Source organism: Butyrivibrio sp. MC2021 (assembly GCF_000621605.1).
Lineage (GTDB): Bacteria > Bacillota > Clostridia > Lachnospirales > Lachnospiraceae > Butyrivibrio.
In genome coordinates this window covers 1,226,588-1,243,387 of record NZ_JHXX01000001.1, presented here as the reverse complement: position 1 = coordinate 1,243,387, position 16,800 = coordinate 1,226,588, and the positions used below count along the sequence as shown (strand labels likewise).

The 16,800-nt window shown below is 48.3% G+C and carries 18 protein-coding genes; 14 read left to right on the top strand and 4 right to left on the bottom strand.

Annotated elements, in window-relative coordinates; genetic code table 11:
* The first annotated feature begins 7 nt into the window (after positions 1-7).
* From T359_RS0105095 to T359_RS0105050, 10 genes are all read left to right on the top strand, one after another.
* The gene (locus tag T359_RS0105095; RefSeq protein WP_026516542.1) at positions 8-973 is read left to right on the top strand and encodes an ABC transporter ATP-binding protein; all 966 of its coding nucleotides are present in this window, start codon (positions 8-10) and stop codon (positions 971-973) included.
* Positions 970-1,761: an ABC transporter permease gene (locus tag T359_RS0105090; protein WP_026516541.1), complete on the top strand. Its 792-nt coding sequence runs from the start codon at positions 970-972 to the stop codon at positions 1,759-1,761. Before T359_RS0105095 ends, T359_RS0105090 begins: the two co-directional genes overlap by 4 nt.
* 10 nt (positions 1,762-1,771) lie before the next feature.
* Complete coding sequence (locus T359_RS0105085) at positions 1,772-2,572, top strand: ABC transporter permease (RefSeq protein WP_026516540.1); 801 nt, start codon at positions 1,772-1,774, stop codon at positions 2,570-2,572.
* A 155-nt stretch (positions 2,573-2,727) separates the two neighbouring features.
* Positions 2,728-3,519, top strand: a complete 792-nt coding sequence (locus T359_RS0105080; protein ID WP_026516539.1) for a transporter substrate-binding domain-containing protein — start codon at positions 2,728-2,730, stop codon at positions 3,517-3,519.
* 16 nt (positions 3,520-3,535) lie between these two features.
* Positions 3,536-4,192, top strand: a complete 657-nt coding sequence (locus T359_RS0105075) for an amino acid ABC transporter permease (RefSeq protein WP_026516538.1) — start codon at positions 3,536-3,538, stop codon at positions 4,190-4,192.
* Positions 4,193-4,208: 16 nt separating this feature from the next.
* A complete protein-coding gene (locus T359_RS0105070) occupies positions 4,209-4,961 on the top strand; it encodes an amino acid ABC transporter ATP-binding protein (RefSeq protein WP_026516537.1) in 753 nt (250 codons plus the stop codon).
* Between the two features lie 323 nt (positions 4,962-5,284).
* The gene (rsmH, locus tag T359_RS0105065; RefSeq protein ID WP_035783559.1) at positions 5,285-6,328 is read left to right on the top strand and encodes a 16S rRNA (cytosine(1402)-N(4))-methyltransferase RsmH; all 1,044 of its coding nucleotides are present in this window, start codon (positions 5,285-5,287) and stop codon (positions 6,326-6,328) included.
* Positions 6,329-6,470: 142 nt separating this feature from the next.
* Positions 6,471-7,508, top strand: coding sequence for an SPFH domain-containing protein (locus T359_RS0105060; RefSeq protein WP_026516535.1), 1,038 nt, complete (start codon positions 6,471-6,473; stop codon positions 7,506-7,508).
* Positions 7,508-7,705: a PTS ascorbate transporter subunit IIC gene (locus tag T359_RS0105055; protein ID WP_026516534.1), complete on the top strand. Its 198-nt coding sequence runs from the start codon at positions 7,508-7,510 to the stop codon at positions 7,703-7,705. Before T359_RS0105060 ends, T359_RS0105055 begins: the two co-directional genes overlap by 1 nt.
* Before the next feature lie 32 nt (positions 7,706-7,737).
* Positions 7,738-8,535, top strand: coding sequence for a YhfC family intramembrane metalloprotease (locus tag T359_RS0105050; protein ID WP_026516533.1), 798 nt, complete (start codon positions 7,738-7,740; stop codon positions 8,533-8,535).
* 54 nt (positions 8,536-8,589) lie between these two features.
* On the opposite strand, the gene amrA is transcribed toward T359_RS0105050, so the two are convergent.
* From amrA to T359_RS0105035, 3 genes are read right to left on the bottom strand one after another with little or no spacing between them, the layout of a single operon-like run.
* The gene (gene amrA / locus T359_RS0105045) at positions 8,590-9,996 is read right to left on the bottom strand and encodes an AmmeMemoRadiSam system protein A (protein WP_026516532.1); all 1,407 of its coding nucleotides are present in this window, start codon (positions 9,994-9,996) and stop codon (positions 8,590-8,592) included.
* Positions 9,997-10,012: 16 nt separating this feature from the next.
* A complete protein-coding gene (gene amrS, locus T359_RS0105040) occupies positions 10,013-10,852 on the bottom strand; it encodes an AmmeMemoRadiSam system radical SAM enzyme (RefSeq protein WP_026516531.1) in 840 nt (279 codons plus the stop codon).
* A gap of 3 nt (positions 10,853-10,855) precedes the next feature.
* Positions 10,856-11,707 carry an AraC family transcriptional regulator gene (locus tag T359_RS0105035; RefSeq protein ID WP_242839046.1) on the bottom strand — a complete coding sequence of 284 codons (852 nt, stop codon included), beginning with the start codon at positions 11,705-11,707 and terminating at the stop codon, positions 10,856-10,858.
* A 177-nt stretch (positions 11,708-11,884) separates the two neighbouring features.
* Between T359_RS0105035 and uxuA the strand changes: the two genes are divergently transcribed.
* Together uxuA and T359_RS0105025 are read left to right on the top strand one after the other, a co-directional pair.
* Positions 11,885-12,961, top strand: coding sequence for a mannonate dehydratase (uxuA, locus tag T359_RS0105030; protein ID WP_026516529.1), 1,077 nt, complete (start codon positions 11,885-11,887; stop codon positions 12,959-12,961).
* A 24-nt stretch (positions 12,962-12,985) separates the two neighbouring features.
* Complete coding sequence (locus T359_RS0105025; protein WP_026516528.1) at positions 12,986-14,602, top strand: mannitol dehydrogenase family protein; 1,617 nt, start codon at positions 12,986-12,988, stop codon at positions 14,600-14,602.
* 71 nt (positions 14,603-14,673) lie between these two features.
* Here the strand turns inward: T359_RS0105025 and T359_RS0105020 are convergent, their stop codons facing one another.
* Positions 14,674-15,318, bottom strand: coding sequence for a hypothetical protein (locus T359_RS0105020; RefSeq protein WP_026516527.1), 645 nt, complete (start codon positions 15,316-15,318; stop codon positions 14,674-14,676).
* A gap of 88 nt (positions 15,319-15,406) precedes the next feature.
* Between T359_RS0105020 and T359_RS19390 the strand changes: the two genes are divergently transcribed.
* Positions 15,407-16,087, top strand: a complete 681-nt coding sequence (locus tag T359_RS19390) for a hypothetical protein (protein ID WP_242839045.1) — start codon at positions 15,407-15,409, stop codon at positions 16,085-16,087.
* A gap of 84 nt (positions 16,088-16,171) precedes the next feature.
* Complete coding sequence (rbr, locus tag T359_RS0105010) at positions 16,172-16,729, top strand: rubrerythrin (protein ID WP_026516526.1); 558 nt, start codon at positions 16,172-16,174, stop codon at positions 16,727-16,729.
* Positions 16,730-16,800: the final 71 nt, after the last annotated feature.

Genomic DNA, 16,800 nt, shown 5'->3' with positions numbered 1-16,800 from the left:
GAAAAATATGAGCTATATAGAAGTAGACAACTTAAAGAAAGACTTCATTGTAAAAAAGAAACGTGAAAAGGGAAAACTCTTAAGGGAAAAGGACACAGTAAACGCCCTTAAGGGTGTTTCTTTCTCTGTGGATAAGGGGGAGCTGGTGGGCTACATAGGCCCCAACGGTGCCGGCAAGTCCACCACCGTCAAGATCCTGTCGGGAATCCTTACCCCTGACTCAGGAGAAGTCCAGGTGGGAGGCCTTATTCCCTGGAAGCAGAGAAAAGTCCATGTTAAGAATATCGGCGTTGTCTTCGGACAGCGTAGCCAGCTCTGGTGGGATGTTCCCATCATCGACAGCTACAACCTTCTTAAGGAAATCTACAAGATTCCCCAGGGGGATTACGAAGCAAGGTTAAAAGAGCTCATGGGCGCCCTTCAGCTGGAGGAGCTTATGAGAACACCCTTAAGGCTTCTCAGCCTTGGACAGAGGATGAGAGCTGAGCTTTGCGGATCCCTTCTTCACAGACCGGAGCTTCTTTTCCTGGATGAGCCCACCATCGGCCTTGACGCCGTAAGCAAGATCGCCTTAAGAGATTTTTTGAAGTGGGAAAACAAGCAGTATGGCACCACAGTAATGCTCACCACCCACGATATGGAGGACATAGCAGCCCTCTGCTCAAGAGTAATGGTGCTGGGCCACGGCCAGAAGCTTTTTGACGGAAAGCTTCCGGATCTTCTGGAGCGCTTTGACACAGTAAGAAATGTTCAGGTGAAGTTCGATACCGAGAACCCCGACATAAAGCTCCCCGAGGGAGTTGAATATAAGCGAAGCGAGGATGGAATAATCCTTAGCTATGAGCCCGCAAAGCTCCCTACAGCCCAGCTTTTATCAATTCTGCAGGAAAGCGGAAATATCAGCGAGCTCACCCTGCAGCCCGAGAACACAGACCGTCTTATCGCCGCCATGTATAAGGAGCTTGATCTATGAGAGGATATATTTCTGTATTTAAGATGCGGCTTCGGATGGAGCTTCAGTACAGAGGGGCAATGATAGGAGGAATCCTGTGCCAGATGTTCTTTGGAATTGTTCTGGTGGCCCTGTACAATGCCCTTTATGAAGGTAAGCCCCAGTCTGTGCCCATTGAAAATGTGGCCACCTATGTCTGGCTTCAGCAAGCCTTTTTTAGGATGCTGCTGGCAACGGACCCTGACCTGGTGGATAAAATAAGGTCCGGAGACATCTCCTACGACCTGTGCAGGCCTGTAAATATGTATGGCTTTTATTACGCGAGGATTATGGCCCAGAAGCTCATGGGAAGCCTAATGAGAGCAATTCCCATGCTGGCTGTGGCGGCTTTTCTTCCCAAGGGATGGGGAGTCAGTGCTCCGACTTCAGCGCTGGGACTACTTGCAGCCATTCCTGCTCTTTTCCTGGGACTTCTCTGCATCTGCGCCCTGGAAAACATAACCATGGCATTTACCATGAAAACCCTGGATCCAAGGGGCATGCAGGCCCTTCTTAATCTTCTTATGATGACCCTTTCAGGAAATCTTTTGCCACTGACTCTTTTCCCGGATAGCTGGCAGAAGGTCATCAGATTTTTTCCCTATGCCCAGCTTATGGATGCGCCCATAAGGCTCTATACCGGAGACTTTGCGGTTTCGGATGCCATTGGAATCTATGCTCTTCAGGGCTTTTGGGCAGTGGTGCTGATAGCACTGGGAATGAGCATGTGGAATGCCAACAAGAAACGAATGATAGTGCAAGGCGGTTAAGGAAGACTATATGAATACACTGCGACTTTATGTTAAATCAATAGGAATGCTTCTTCGGAGCCATCTGCAGTATCCCAGCTCCTTCATCATGCAGACCCTGGCCCAGCTGGTTATGGAGGGCGGGGAGATGATGGTGGTGATCCTTCTGGTGGACAGGTTTGATAACCTGAAGCACTGGTCCGGGGGCAATCTCTACTTTTTCTTTGGACTTATGGCGGTGTCCTTTTATCTGACGGAGTTCTTCGGAAGAGGAATTACGGGAGATTTTCCCAGCATGGTAAGGACCGGGCGCCTGGACACCTTCCTGGTAAGACCAAGAGGCGTCCTGACCCAGGTTTTCTGTGGGGGAACGGACCCCAGAAGAATAACCTGTATCGCGGTAGGCGTTGCGGCTCTTATCATGGGCAGCATCCTTTCAGGCATATCCTGGAATATCTTCAAGGTGCTGATACTGATAGAATCCATAGCCATGAGCTGCCTGCTGATACTGGGACTTTTTATGATAGAGGCTATTTTTTCAATATTCAGTGTTAAGTCCGTGGAGCTGGTAAATGCCATCACTTATGGTGGACGAAGCGCATGTCAGTACCCCATCGACGTATACCCCCTGCCCCTCAGGGCACTTTTTACCGTGGTAGCGCCTTTCGCCCTGACCATGCACGTTCCCGCCTCCTGGATACTGGATAAGCCCCTCTACGGCTGGCCCCTGTGGACCGCCTTTGTAACGCCCCTTTCAGGAGCAGTGGTTTTCACAGTGATGACCTGCTTTTTCCATCTGGCCCTTCGACACTACAGATCCACCGGCAGCTGATGGCCAAGCTTTTTCAGGAGATTCAGAAGCACTAAAGGCTGAACTATTTTTGAATGATAGTTCAGCTTTTTGTTTACAGAGGGATTTTAGTATGGTAGTATGGTAAAGTGTTAAAAGAGCACTAAATTATCATGCTAAATAGAGGAGGATTCATTATGAAAAAGAAACTTATTGCTCTTGTTATGGCAATGACCATGGTATTTTCGCTTTCAGCCTGCGGAGCAGCAGATTCCAAGAGCGGAAGCGATGTCACCTATATCAAGGATAAGAGAACTCTTATCGTGGGAATCACAGATTTTGCTCCCATGGATTACAAGGACGACAACGGCGAGTGGATCGGCTTTGATGCTGATATGGCCAGAAAGGTTGCAGAGTCCCTGGACGTTGAGGTTAAGTTCGTGGAGATCGACTGGGACAACAAGATCCTTGAGCTTGAGAACAAGTCCATCGACGTTGTATGGAACGGCATGACCCTTACCAATGAGGTTAAGAGCGCCATGGAGTGCACCAACCCATATCTTAACAACGCACAGGTTGTAGTAGTTCCCGCTGCGGATGCAGACAGCTATCAGACCAAGGAGTCTGTTGCAGGACTTAACTTTGCTGTAGAGGCCGGTTCAGCCGGTGAGCAGGCAGCTGCTGACAACGGCTTTGAGCATACATCACTAACATCCCAGGCTGACGCGGTTATGGAGGTTGCGGCAGGAACTTCAGGAGCCTGCATCATTGACCTTCTTATGGCAGGAGCTATGGTTGGCCCCGGAACAAGCTACGAGACTCTTACACACACAGTAGAGCTTACCACTGAGGAATATGGTATCGGATGCCGCAAGGGTTCTGATCTTGCAGCTTATATCAACGATCAGCTCAAGGCTTATTATGCAGACGGTTCCATGCAGTCCATCGCACAGACCTATGGCGTTCAGGACGCACTGGTAGCACAGTAAGGAGCAGAATAAGCAGATGTTTTGGACCGTAACCTTATCCCTTCTTGAGGGATTCCTTGGCACAATTAAATTATTCATACTTACGCTGGTCTTTTCCCTGCCCCTGGGACTTATCATATGCTTTGGCTCCATGAGCAGGCTCAGAGTAATCAAATATCCTGTAAGATTCATTATCTGGGTTGTCAGGGGAACTCCTCTGATGCTCCAGCTTCTGGTGATATATTATGGCCCCGGTATTTTCCTTGGAGTGAATATCTGGGGCAGTAACACCGGCGGCAGGTTTATGGCGGCGCTGATCGCCTTTGTTTTCAATTATGCCTGCTACTTTTCCGAGATCTACAGAGGTGGTATCCAGTCCATTCCTGTGGGTCAGTATGAGGCAGGACAGGTTCTTGGCATGACCAAGAAGCAGATATTTAAGAATGTCATTCTGCTTCAGGTCATCAAGCGCATTGTTCCGCCCATCTCCAACGAGGTCATCACCCTGGTAAAAGACACATCACTGGCCAGAGTTATCGCTGTTTACGAGATCATCTGGAACGGCCAGGCCTTCATCAAGAGCAGTGGAATCATCTGGCCGCTGTTTTACACAGGAGCATTTTATCTTTTATTCAGCGGACTGTTGACTCTCCTCTTTGGATATATAGAGAAGAAGCTCAGCTATTTCAGATAAGGGACGGTTATTGATCATGCCGATATTGGAAGTTAGAAATATAAAAAAGAAATTTGAAAATACACAGGTTTTAAAGGGAATAAGCTTTGACATGGAAGAGGGGGAGACCATCTCCATCATAGGATCCTCCGGAAGTGGCAAGACCACCCTCCTTCGCTGTCTTAACTTTCTTGAGACTGCGGATGAGGGAACCATAACGGTTCGTGGCCAGAAGCTTTTTGATGGACAGCACCCTGTCACCAATGAGAAGGAAAAAAGGAAAATGCGCCTTCACTTCGGCCTGGTTTTCCAGCAGTTCAATCTTTTTCCCCAGTACACAGCTCTTGAGAATGTCACCCTTGCACCGCTCCTTGCGGCAGAGGGAAGCGGCAAGTCGGATATTATTGAGAATGGCAAAAGGCTCCTGGATCAGATGGGACTTTCTGACCGAATGTATAATTATCCACATCAGCTGTCGGGAGGTCAGCAACAGAGAGTTGCCATAGCAAGGGCTCTGGCTCTTAAGCCGGATATCCTGTGCTTTGATGAGCCCACTTCAGCCCTGGACCCGGAGCTTACAGGAGAGGTTCTTAAGGTCATCAAACAGCTGGCAGACAAAAAGACTACAATGATAATCGTAACCCACGAGATGGCCTTTGCCAGAGATGTGGCGGATAAGGCTATCTTTATGGACGACGGAGTTGTCCTGGAACAGGGCCCCGCTTTCGAACTTATAAACAATCCGGAGCAGGAGCGTACAAAGCAGTTCCTGTCTGGACTTATCAAATAATTAAACCTTCTTAAACTTTTCTTAAACAAGCATAAATATGCATTTTTCTTATCGAAAAAAAGTTAAAATGTACCTGTATAATTGTCGGTTGCTTTTTCGATAAGGAGAATGTCAAGGATATTGTGGATGAGATTTCCGGGCAGATCACCCTGTTCTATGGTTAAATATACTTTACATGTTTAAGGAAGGGTGCTTTGTAATCTGATCGTAGACCTTTGTGCGGGGGGAGAGTGGGGACTTGGATTAGGAGAGTTACTTTAGAGTGTGGTATTATGGGGATGTAGTATTATGAATGAGAATATAGTTAGGATTGGAAGATAGAGATGGAAGAGAAGCAGCACAAGAGAAGAGTACATTATTCGGGGAAGTATCCGAAGAAGTTTGAGGAGAAATATAAGGAGAGGGATCCTGAGAAGTATGCTGAGACGGTGGCTCATGTGATATCTAAGGGATCTACGCCGGCGGGGATGCATATTTCCATTATGGTGAAGGAAATACTGGATTTTCTGGAGATACAGCCGGGGCAGCAGGGCCTTGATTGTACGCTGGGATATGGCGGCCATACCACCAAGATGTTGGAAAAGCTGGAGGGGCAGGGCTGTGTATACGGTCTTGATATTGACCCCATAGAGTCCGGGAAGACTGTGGAGCGAATTAGAAAAGCGGGATATTCAGAGGACAATTTCAAGTTCAGGCTTATTAACTTTGCCAATATAGATAAGGTGGCAGAGGAAGCGGGACAGTTTGATTTTGTCCTGGCGGATCTTGGGGTGTCCTCCATGCAGATAGATGACCCGAGCCGCGGTTTTTCCTACAAGATCGACGGGCCGCTGGACCTCAGGCTTGACCCGGAGCACGGAGAGTCAGCAGCAGAGCGGCTTCACAATATCACCAAGGAGGAGTTCATCGGCATGATGGTTGAAAACTCCGATGAGCCCTATGCCAATGAGATCGCAGACAAGGTCTTTAATCTCATGAAAAAGGGAGATCCCATGGACACCACCACAGCCCTTAGAAAGGCCATAGAGGATGCCCTCTGGAAGGTTCCCAAGGAGGAAAAGGCTGATGCTGTAAAGAAGTCCTGTGCCAGAGTTTTCCAGGCCCTTCGAATAGATGTAAACAGCGAATTCGAGGTTCTTTATTCCTTCCTGGAAAAGCTCCCCACGGTGCTGAAACCCGGGGGAAGAGCAGCAATCCTCACCTTCCATTCCGGAGAGGACAGGCTGGTGAAGAAGTCCTTCAAGGAGCTTAAGAAAGCAGGAGTCTACAGGGATGTATCCTCCGACGTTATCCGCCCTTCCGCAGAGGAGCAGCGGATCAATCCGAGAAGTAAATCCACCAAGATGCGGTGGGCGATCAAAGAATAAAGGCGTAAAGTGGAAGTGGACCCGTCCCCCAGGTCCACTTCCACTTTCTTGCTCTCTTGACAACAAAAATAAATATGATATCATAATGATATCAATTAGATTTTGTTTTCAAACTACGGAGGAAAAAGTCATGAACGAAAACATTAAAGAAAAAGAAATCAGAGGTCATAAATATGGTATGGCAGCCCTGATCATCATAACGCTGCTGTATGTATGCGCATGTTTCACTACAATTATCGGTGCAGTTGGCATGGACAGTGAGGCAGGGGGCCCAGGGAATGTTTTGTTATTTATCGTCAGCATCCTTTACCTTTGCTTTGGCTGGGTGTTCTATCTTGGTCTCAAGATTCTGAAACCCGGTGAGGCCCTTGTACTTACACTTTTTGGCAAATACATCGGAACCCTCAAGGGCGACGGCTTCTTCTTTGTAAATCCTTTCTGCACAGCAGTTAACCCTGCAGCAGAGACCAAGCTGGGACAGAGCGGCGATATCGCAGACAACAGCAAGAGCAAGCTCCCTCTTGTTATTTCAGGCACCAGCATGAATCTTGATACTTCCATGAAGAACAAGAAGATCTCCCTCAAGGTTATGACCCTCAGCAATTCACGCCAGAAGGTCAACGATATCTTAGGTAACCCCGTTGAGATCGCAGTTGCTGTTATGTGGAGAGTTACAGATACAGCCAAGGCTGTTTTTGCGGTAGACAACTACAAGGAATATCTTTCCCTTCAGTGCGACACCGCAGTCAGAAACGTAGTTAAGCTTTATCCTTACGACGTTACAGAGAACGTAGACACCACCGGCGACGGACAGGCTGATGACGGAAGTCTTCGCGGCTCCACAGAGCTTGTGGCCGGCAAGATCATGCAGGAGATCCAGGGCAAGGTTGCAGATGCCGGCATCGAGATCGTTGATGCAAGGATCACATATCTTGCTTATGCACCTGAGATCGCAGCCGCAATGCTTCAGAGACAGCAAGCAGCAGCGGTTGTTGATGCAAGAAAGCTTATAGTAGACGGCGCAGTCGGAATGGTAGAGCTTGCTTTGGAACGTCTTAATGAAAAAGAACTTGTGGAACTGGACGAGGAGCGCAAGGCAGCTATGGTATCAAACCTTCTCGTAGTTCTCTGCGGCAACCACGATGCACAGCCTGTGGTTAATTCAGGAAGCCTTTACTGATGGCTGAGAAGAAACAGGTTCCCCTTCGTCTCAGCGCCAAGTTGTACGATGCCATAGCTGCCTGGGCAGAGGACGACTTCAGATCGGTGAACGGACAGATAGAATATCTGCTGACAGAGTGTGTCAAGCAGAGGAAAAAGGACGGCAAATACGTCTCAGAGCATATGGACGAGCCGCCTGAATTTGACATCCATTGAGTTTTTGCTTTTGATAAAAATCGGAGGAAATTATGATCGGAACAGTACCTGCAATTTCAATCGTAGCCATGGGCTTATCAGCAGCTTTGTGTATTGCTATTGTTATTGTACTGCTGATTGTTTTTCGTAAAAAAGGCGCTGACATCCCGCCGTTTTTCGTAGGATGTCTCACATTTCTGATATTTGCCCTGATTCTGGAACAGATTGTGCACGCCGTTGTGCAGGGAACTCCGGCAGGTAAGACGATACAGGACAATCTGCTGATCATGGGCATCTACGGAGGCCTGATGGCAGGACTCTTTGAAGAGACCGGAAGGTATCTCGCTTTTAAGATCCCGCTGAAGAAATTCAGGGAAAAGGACGTTAACTCCCTTATGTATGGCGCAGGTCACGGCGGTTTTGAGGCCTTGGTCATATTTTCCGTGACCATGGTTTCAAATATAGTGCTCTCCCTGATGATAAACTCAGGAAGCATTTCAATGCTCACCGGACAGCTCCCTGCAGACCAGGTGGATGCCTTCATGGCTCAGATAGAGCCCCTTACAACCACCGGCCCCGGACTGTTTTTTGTGGGCCTTATTGAGAGGGCAATTGCAATCGCCTTCCATATCTGCCTTTCAGTGCTGGTATGGTTTGCGGTAAAAAAGAATAAGACAATACTTTACATTATCTCAATTCTGCTTCATGCAGTTATGGACTTTGTTGCAGTAATACTTGGCAGATCAGGCAAGCCCGGATCCGAGTATTATACCGAAGTTGCCTTACTTGTAATAGTTGTGGCCACAGCCTTCTTTGTTCGCCACGTTTGGAAGAAAGAATCGGTGGAATGATATGAAAAGCCTCACGGGAACGGTTCCCGTGAGGCTTTTTGTATAAGTTCATTTTCATTCGTGGCGTATTACTTCGAATCTCTCTAGGGAGTAGTCCTCATCTTCGTAGATTCCGGCTTTTCTGCAGGCAATCTCAATCTGCTGATCAATGGTGTCAACCCCGTCAAGGTTTGGAAGGAGCAGGCCTCTTTTCCTGCCGCTGGTGACGATGACGCCATATCTTTTTACGTCCAGTTCCTCAGGACCGGAGATGGGCTCAGGAGTGTCCAGGACGTCCACGCTCATTTCAAGATAGGGCAGCTCATCCTCTTTAATGGGAGAAAAACGAGGGTCATTCACCGCAGCGCTGATGGCGTTCTGAAGGATCTCGTCAGCCACGCACTCCCTGGTGGGAAGGATGGTTCCGATGCAGCCTCGAAGGGAGCCGTCTTTATGTATGGAGACAAAGGCCCCCGCCTGCCTTGAAAAGATCTCCTCGGGAAGACTATTCCATTTTTCATCCGTAAGGTCGGAGCGCTTTATGCGCTTTCCTGCGGTTATGTAGGACTCCAGGGAAAAACGGGCCAGCTGAACATAAAGGTCCTCGTTGTTTCGTTTATTCTGAAGGGCTGCTATTTTTTCTGCGCGCCATCTGTCAAGGAAATGCCTTGAATCATCAGGCATCCCGGGCTTAAAGGTGCAGATTCCGTAGCCCACACCGAAGGTGGCCTCGTGGGAGAGCTTTTCTGCCTTTACGGAAATTCCGTCCAGTGCTCCCGCCATGATGGTAAAGGACCTGTGGCCGCACTCAGCTGCTTTTTCGCAGAAGACCTCATCGAAGTCCAGGAGCCTGTCAAATTCGCCACTGCCGCAGACCTCCATGATGCGCCGGTCATATTCCGGTCCTTCCTTGGCAAAGCCGTAGGGGCCGTCTTCCTTCATTTTGTGGGAGAGATCACCGCTTCCGATGAAGACAACATTTCTCCCAAGGCTGTTTACTGCCCGCTGGATTATCTGCCCAAACTCATAGTGCATGGGAAGGGGAAGGCCGGAAAGACCTATGCGGACCAGCTTGAAATCATTGTACTTTTTTCTGATGAAATAAAGAGGGATCATGGTGCCGTGATCCAGCTCGGGATCCCGCTCACCGTCGCAGCCTGCGGGGAAATCAGCTTCTTCGCAGAGGGCGCTTATCTTATCCACTAGATCGGTGTCGTATTCCTCTTGGAACTTAACTTCCGAAGCCCGGAATCGTCCCATATTTCCTGAGGAGTATTTTCCGGGAGAAATATGGAAATAGTCGGAATACATGATGCTGTGAGGGCTGGAGATAATGATGGTTTCAGGCTTTAACGCCGCCACCATGTCAGCAACTTTTTCATAGCTCTCTGTAGTGAGCTTTATCTTTTCTTCTTCCCCGTGACCTACCTCCGGCAGGATGATAGGCGGATGCGGAACCATGAATGCACCTGATATTGCCATAGAAATTACCCCCTTTTCAGCAATTGCCTGTAAAAACGTTATCGAGATTCTTCCTTGCGATATCCGCAAGATGATAGATCTTATCTACATCGGTGGCAGGTGTGTCCAGGTGGAATCTGGGGAAATACCTGCTTATGTGAAGGGCTATGGTCTCTTTTCCCTTGCCGCCGTTAAGGCCTGCAACCCAGTCAGAGAGCCGCTCCATCTCATCATCATTGTCGTTGTAGCCGGGAACCACCAGGGTTGTGACCTCCATATGGCACCTGGTGGCGGCATGGGCGATGAAATCCATCACCAGCTGCCTGTTTCCGTGAAGCACCTTTTCATAATAATCATCTGTAAAGCCCTTGAGATCTATGTTCATGGCATCTATATGCTCCGAAACCTCCTCGCAGACAGCCCTGGAAGCACAGCCGTTGGACACCAGCACCGTTTTCATTCCTCTTTGATGTACTTCCTTCGCAGTATCCACAACATACTCGTAGCCCACCAGTGGCTCATTGTAGGTAAAAGCAACGCCGATATTGCCCTGGGGCTCATAATCCACCGCGGTATCCGCCAGCTCCGAGGGGGCGATATACCTGCAGGGCAGGGAATCCTCCAGATCATAGGAGATCTCATGATTCTGGCAGAAAGGACATCGAAGGTTGCAGCCGTAGCTGCCAACAGAAACTATCTTTGATCCCGGATAAAAGAGATTCAGAGGCTTCTTCTCAATCGGGTCCAGGGCGATGGACGTGATCATGCCGTAGTTGTAGGGCACAACCTTACCGTTCTTGCAGGTTCTGGCAAGACAGGCACCGATCCTGCCCTCCGGGATATTGCATTTGTTGTGACATACATTACATTCAGCCATAGCTCACACCTCCGGTGAGATCATGTGACAGTTCTGATATTCCTTAGGCGACATACCGTATTCTTTTTTGAATGCTTTGAAAAAGCTGGAATAATCACCGAAACCGTACTTCTCGTATATCTCTGTAATACTGCCGCCACTTACAATGGCACTGCGGCACTCAGCCAAACGCTTTTTTATAATGTACTGATGTAGTGAAATTCCCAGTGTATCCTTGAAAAGATGGGCAATGTAGTACTTACTTACAAAGAAGTTCCCAGCAATCTGATCTAGTGTCAGGGACTCCTCCAGATTATTTTCCACATAGGACAGGATATTCTGGAAAAGAGACATCTCATCGCTCTCGGTCTGCATATGCTCATCATCATAGATGGCCCTGTTGATGGTGATGATAAGATCGCAGAGGCACAGGTGCCGCACCGCATCGCTTCCGTATTTTTCACTGGATATCTCCTCCAGGAGCCTCAGGAACTTGGACTCCACCTGATGGAAAGCCGCCGGGGGCAGATGGTATATATACTGATGGAATGCCTCGGCCTTCTGGATAAGGTACATGTAGTCCACGGACTCCTGCATCAGGGAGTTACAGCAGTTTTTGCTGATCCAGAAAACGAATCTTCTGTAGGTTTTCTTGGAATGGCCCATGATTCCGTGGTGCTTTATCCCGGGAGGGACCAGCATCAGGTCACCCTGCTCCATTTTTACATGAACAGGAGTCCCGTCGGGCCTTATGATCTCCATGGTTATGTCCCCTTCGATAAAAAGGTAGAACTCGTAGTAGTTGTGGGCATGGGGACTTAAGGTGATGAAGTCCTTGTCGGAGTAGTAGTAGACCTCGAAATCCGAGGAAACCATGTATTGTCTTGTATTAAAGGATGATCGCAATTTGTTTTTCATAATTTAAATTATAGAGAGATGGAACAACTTTTGCAATGTGTGCAACAAGATATTCTATTCTATGAATCTGTGGTTCAAGGTAAAGTATTTTAGTGTAATGAATAATCATTTTTTTATGAAAAGAGGAAATTTACCATGGAAATGACACTTCGCTGGTATGGCAAAGAATTCGATACAGTTAAGCTCTGGCAGATCAGACAGATCCCCGGAGTTACCGGAGTTATCACAACTCTCTATAACAAGCAGGCCGGAGAGCTCTGGGAGCAGGACGAGATCAAGGCGCTCAAGGCAGACGTTGCCGCTGAGGGAATGCACATCTCCGGAATCGAGTCAGTTAACGTGTCCGACGCCATCAAGGCAGCAACAGCTGACAGAGACCGGCATATAGATAACTACATCAAGACCCTGGAGAACCTCGGTAAAGAGGACATCCACATGGTCTGCTACAATTTCATGCCTGTTTTTGACTGGACAAGAACAGAGCTGGCAAGAAAAAGAGCCGACGGCTCCACAGTTCTTGCTTACACCCAGGAAGCGGTGGACGCCATCGATCCTGCCAAGATGTTTGAGTCCTTGGCAGGCGATACCAACGGCTCAGTTATGCCCGGCTGGGAGCCTGAGAGAATGGCTCATGTAAAGGAGCTCTTTGAGCTGTACCAGGGCATCGACGAGGACAAGCTCTTTGAGAATATCGTTTACTTCCTTAAGGCAATCATGCCTGTCTGCAACAAATATGACATCAAGATGGCTATCCATCCCGACGATCCCGCCTGGTCAGTATTCGGCCTTCCCAGGATCATCAACAATGAAAAGAATATCTTAAAGCTCATGAAGGCAGTGGACGACGTACACAACGGCGTAACCTTCTGCTCAGGCTCCTACGGCACAAGCCTTGAGAACGACCTGCCTCACATGATCAGAGCCCTTGAGGGAAGAATCCACTTTGCTCATGTTCGTAACCTCAGATTCATTTCTCCTACCAATTTTGAGGAGTCCGCACATCTTTCTTCCGACGGAACCTTCGATATGTACGAGATCATGAAGGCTCTCTATGAGACAGGCTTTGAGGGACCTATCCGTCCCGACCACGGCAGAATGATCTGGGGAGAGGTTGCAATGCCCGGCTACGGTCTCTATGACAGAGCTCTCGGAGCAACATATCTCAACGGACTTTGGGAAGCCATCGATAAATCCCATCAGCGCGGAGTCTGATAAAAAAAGAAAGAAGGAATAAAAATGAAAATTAACGCAGCTAGTTTAAAGGACAGTACCTGGCAGGAGAAGGGCTATTTTATCCCAACCTATGACAGGGAAAAAATGATAGAGAAAACCGTTGCTGAGCCCAAGTGGGTTCACTTTGGAGCAGGCAACATCTTCAGAGCCTTCCAGGCCAATCTTTCCCAGAGAATGCTGGAGGAGGGCTATGATGACACAGGACTTACCGTGGTTGAGGGCTTTGATTACGAGATCATTGAGAAGATGTATCGCCCCCACGACAACCTTTCAATCCTTGTTACTCTTAAGGCTGACGGCAATGTTGAGAAGTCAGTCATCGAGAGCATTGCAGAGTCCTGCATCCTTGATTCTGCCGATGAAAAAGAGTTTGCAAGACTTAAGGAGATCTTTTCCGCAGACAGTCTTCAGCTGGCAACCTTCACCATCACAGAGAAGGGTTACAGCCTTGTAAACGGAGCAGGGGAGACTCTTCCCGCTGTACAGGAAGACTTTGAGAACGGCCCTGACAAGCCAAAGAGCTACATAGGCAAGGTGGCAGCGCTTCTCTACGCAAGATACCTTGCAGGGGAGAAAAAGATCGCCATGGTCAGCACCGACAACTGCTCTCACAACGGAGACAAGCTCTACGCAGCCGTATCCGCTTTTGCCAAGGCATGGACAGAGAAGGGCAAGGCAGAGGCCGGCTTTGCAGCATATATAGATGATGAGACCAAGGTCAGCTTCCCCTGGTCAATGATAGACAAGATCACACCAAGACCCGATGATTCCGTGAACGAGATCCTCAAAAAGGACGGCGTTGAGGAGCTTGAGCCCGTGGTAACCTCCATGAAGACCTGGGTTGCACCCTTTGTTAACGCAGAGGAGAGCGAGTACCTGGTTATCGAGGACAAGTTCCCGGGCGGAAGACCCGCCCTTGAGAAGGTCGGTGTTATCTTCACTGAGAAAGAGACCGTGGATAAGGTTGAGCGCATGAAGGTATGCACCTGCCTTAATCCTCTTCACACAGCTCTTGCTGTATACGGCTGCGTCCTTGGATTTACCAAGATCTCAGATGAGATGAAGGATGCTTCACTGGTAAAACTGGTAAAAGAGATCGGATACACCGAGGGACTTCCCGTGGTTACAGATCCCGGAGTTATCAGCCCCAAGGAGTTTATCGACACAGTTGTGAATGTGAGAATTCCCAACGTATTTATGCCTGACACACCTCAGAGAATCGCTTGCGATACATCACAGAAGCTTCCTATCAGATTCGGCGAGACCATCAAGGCCTACGCTGCATCCTCAGAGCTTGATGTTAACGACCTGAAGTTCATACCTATGGTTCACGCAGGATGGCTTCGTTACCTCATGGCAGTGGACGATGCAGGCAATGCCTTCGAGCCAAGTCCCGATCCACTTCTTGAGAAGGCCATGGCCTTTGTTAAGGATATTAAGCTTGGGGAGAAGGATGAAGCCAAGGTTAAGGCAGCTGTTCTTCCTCTTCTTAAGGATGCCACCATCTTCGGCACTGACTTAGAGCAGGTTGGCCTCTCTGACAGAATAGTATCTCTTTTCATGGAGCTCATTGCAGAGCCAGGCGCAGTCAGAAAGACTGTAGATAAATATTGCAAATGATGTTTTTTAGCAAATAAAAAGGATTGGTCTCCCGTATCTTCGGGAAACCAATCCTTATTTTTTTATTTTTATTACATTAAGAGTTCGATCAGTTCGGTTATCATAAAGGCTAAAGCATAGGATAATATCATTGCCAATACGTAGCGGATGACAACCCAGATCAGGTTCGCAGTTGCCCAGTTTTTACGATGACGATACTTGGGAAGGGGATTCTGCTCTACGGCCCATATTATCATGAGGACAAGTCCTGCAATGGGGATATAGCTCAAAAACAGTGTAAGGAACCACTCCTTAGTGGTCATCTCCTGGTTAGGATCTACAGGCGCTGCCGGTGTGAAGGGCTGGCGAGGAGCCTGGTATGGTGGCTGTGGAGCAGCCGGAGGCGGGAAGCTTCCCGGAATGGGAGCAGGGCCGCCCTGCATATTCGGATTAGGTCCGGGCTGGGGGCCGAACTGGCCGGGCACAGGAGGTGCCGGAGGTATCTGCATGTTGGGAGCGCCGTTCATGGAAGGTCCGGGATTGACGCCCGGCATAGGAGCGGGCATTGGTGCAGGAGCAGGTGCAGGTGTAGGAACAGGCTGTCCTGAAAACTGGCCCTGGGCATCCCAGCTATTGTTCTCTGTGACAGAGAAGTTGGTTACTTCCTCAGGCTTTACCTCAGGTTTTTCCTCAGGGGTGACTTCATTGTTTTGCAAATTAAGATTATTTTCGTCCATTTTGTATCCCTCAACAATTCTTTTCAATAGTTGCTAAATCCTTTATGATTATAAAATATGAGTACTATTAGCGCAACAGGAGATATACATGAGTAACAGTTCACTTGATTTTTTGAATATGATAAAAAATGGGGCAGAAAGGAATACAAGACCTGCGAAAAGGCCCGTGGTTGAAGCGGCCCCTATAGCATCGCCGCAAACGGATGATTCAACAGAGCTCATCGCTGTGATAGATACAGAGACCAACTGGCGGGACGAAGTGATGTCCATAGGAGTGGCCCTGGCGGATGCTGAGAGCTATAAATGTACCGACAGGCTCTATTACATTTTTGACCCTGAATGCAGAGTCGGAGGCATGTTCACCAATGTGCTGAACTACGGTGACATAAGGGGCATCAGATGCGGCAGGAAGGAAGCTATGGCGGCTATAAGAAAGCACCTTTCATCTAAGGGGGTAACACAGATCTTTGCCTACAACGGAAGATTTGACCTGTCTCACCTGCCGGAGCTTGGGGATTTTCAGTGGTATGACATCATGAGGATAGCCGCCTACAAGCAGTTCAACAAGGCAATCCCGGATTCCCTTCCCTGCTGTAAGACCGGAAGACTCAAGACCAATTACGGCGTAGAGCCCATCCTAAGGATCCTTTCGGGAGAGAGCTTTTACTGCGAAGTTCACAACGCTGTCTATGATGCAATGGATGAACTTAGGATAATGGAGCTTTTAAAGCTTCCTCTTGGGGACTACGAATGTGCCAAGATCAATTAACGGGAAGCGGGTTTACACCATAGAGCATACTTGCTACAATGACAATGATGGCATTTATATTTATTCAATATAAGGAGGTTTCACATGGCTAATCTTGATACACGCACCAAGGAATTAAAAGGAACTGAAACAGAAAAGAACCTGCTTGCGGCTTTTGCAGGAGAATCTGAAGCAAGGAATAAATATACATATTTCGCATCCAAGGCCAAGAAGGACGGATATGTACAGATCGGACAGATTTTTGAGGCAACCGCAGCCAATGAGAAAGAGCATGCCAAGCTCTGGTACAAGATCCTTTCAGGCATCGGCACAACAGTGGAGAACCTGAACGAGGCCGCTGATGGCGAGGCCTATGAGTGGAAGGAGATGTATCCTTCTTTTGCGAAAAAGGCTCGTGAAGAGGGCTTTGACGATATCGCAGATCTTTTTGAGCAGGTTGCTGCCATTGAGAAGGAGCACGAGGAGCGTTACAGAAAGCTCATTGCCAACATTGAAAATGGGCTTGTTTTCTCAGCTGACGGCGATACCATCTGGGAGTGCTCAAACTGTGGCCACGTTGTTGTTGGACCCAAGGCTCCTGAAGTATGCCCTGTATGCAATCATCCTCAGAGCTACTTCATGAAGAAAGCCCAGAATTATTGATATTATCCGGCGGGACAGTAGGAACATCTTTGATGGTCCTGCTGTCCTGTTTTATTTTGCTTATATACAAG

Coding starts and splice junctions, on each gene's coding strand:
- T359_RS0105095 (WP_026516542.1), top strand. CDS start 8: ATGAGCTATATAGAAGTAGACAACTTAAAGAAAGACTTCATTGTAAAA.
- T359_RS0105090 (WP_026516541.1), top strand. CDS start 970: ATGAGAGGATATATTTCTGTATTTAAGATGCGGCTTCGGATGGAGCTT.
- T359_RS0105085 (WP_026516540.1), top strand. CDS start 1,772: ATGAATACACTGCGACTTTATGTTAAATCAATAGGAATGCTTCTTCGG.
- T359_RS0105080 (WP_026516539.1), top strand. CDS start 2,728: ATGAAAAAGAAACTTATTGCTCTTGTTATGGCAATGACCATGGTATTT.
- T359_RS0105075 (WP_026516538.1), top strand. CDS start 3,536: ATGTTTTGGACCGTAACCTTATCCCTTCTTGAGGGATTCCTTGGCACA.
- T359_RS0105070 (WP_026516537.1), top strand. CDS start 4,209: ATGCCGATATTGGAAGTTAGAAATATAAAAAAGAAATTTGAAAATACA.
- rsmH (WP_035783559.1), top strand. CDS start 5,285: ATGGAAGAGAAGCAGCACAAGAGAAGAGTACATTATTCGGGGAAGTAT.
- T359_RS0105055 (WP_026516534.1), top strand. CDS start 7,508: ATGGCTGAGAAGAAACAGGTTCCCCTTCGTCTCAGCGCCAAGTTGTAC.
- T359_RS0105050 (WP_026516533.1), top strand. CDS start 7,738: ATGATCGGAACAGTACCTGCAATTTCAATCGTAGCCATGGGCTTATCA.
- amrA (WP_026516532.1), bottom strand. CDS start 9,996: ATGGCAATATCAGGTGCATTCATGGTTCCGCATCCGCCTATCATCCTG.
- amrS (WP_026516531.1), bottom strand. CDS start 10,852: ATGGCTGAATGTAATGTATGTCACAACAAATGCAATATCCCGGAGGGC.
- T359_RS0105035 (WP_242839046.1), bottom strand. CDS start 11,707: ATGGTTTCCTCGGATTTCGAGGTCTACTACTACTCCGACAAGGACTTC.
- uxuA (WP_026516529.1), top strand. CDS start 11,885: ATGGAAATGACACTTCGCTGGTATGGCAAAGAATTCGATACAGTTAAG.
- T359_RS0105025 (WP_026516528.1), top strand. CDS start 12,986: ATGAAAATTAACGCAGCTAGTTTAAAGGACAGTACCTGGCAGGAGAAG.
- T359_RS0105020 (WP_026516527.1), bottom strand. CDS start 15,318: ATGGACGAAAATAATCTTAATTTGCAAAACAATGAAGTCACCCCTGAG.
- T359_RS19390 (WP_242839045.1), top strand. CDS start 15,407: ATGAGTAACAGTTCACTTGATTTTTTGAATATGATAAAAAATGGGGCA.
- rbr (WP_026516526.1), top strand. CDS start 16,172: ATGGCTAATCTTGATACACGCACCAAGGAATTAAAAGGAACTGAAACA.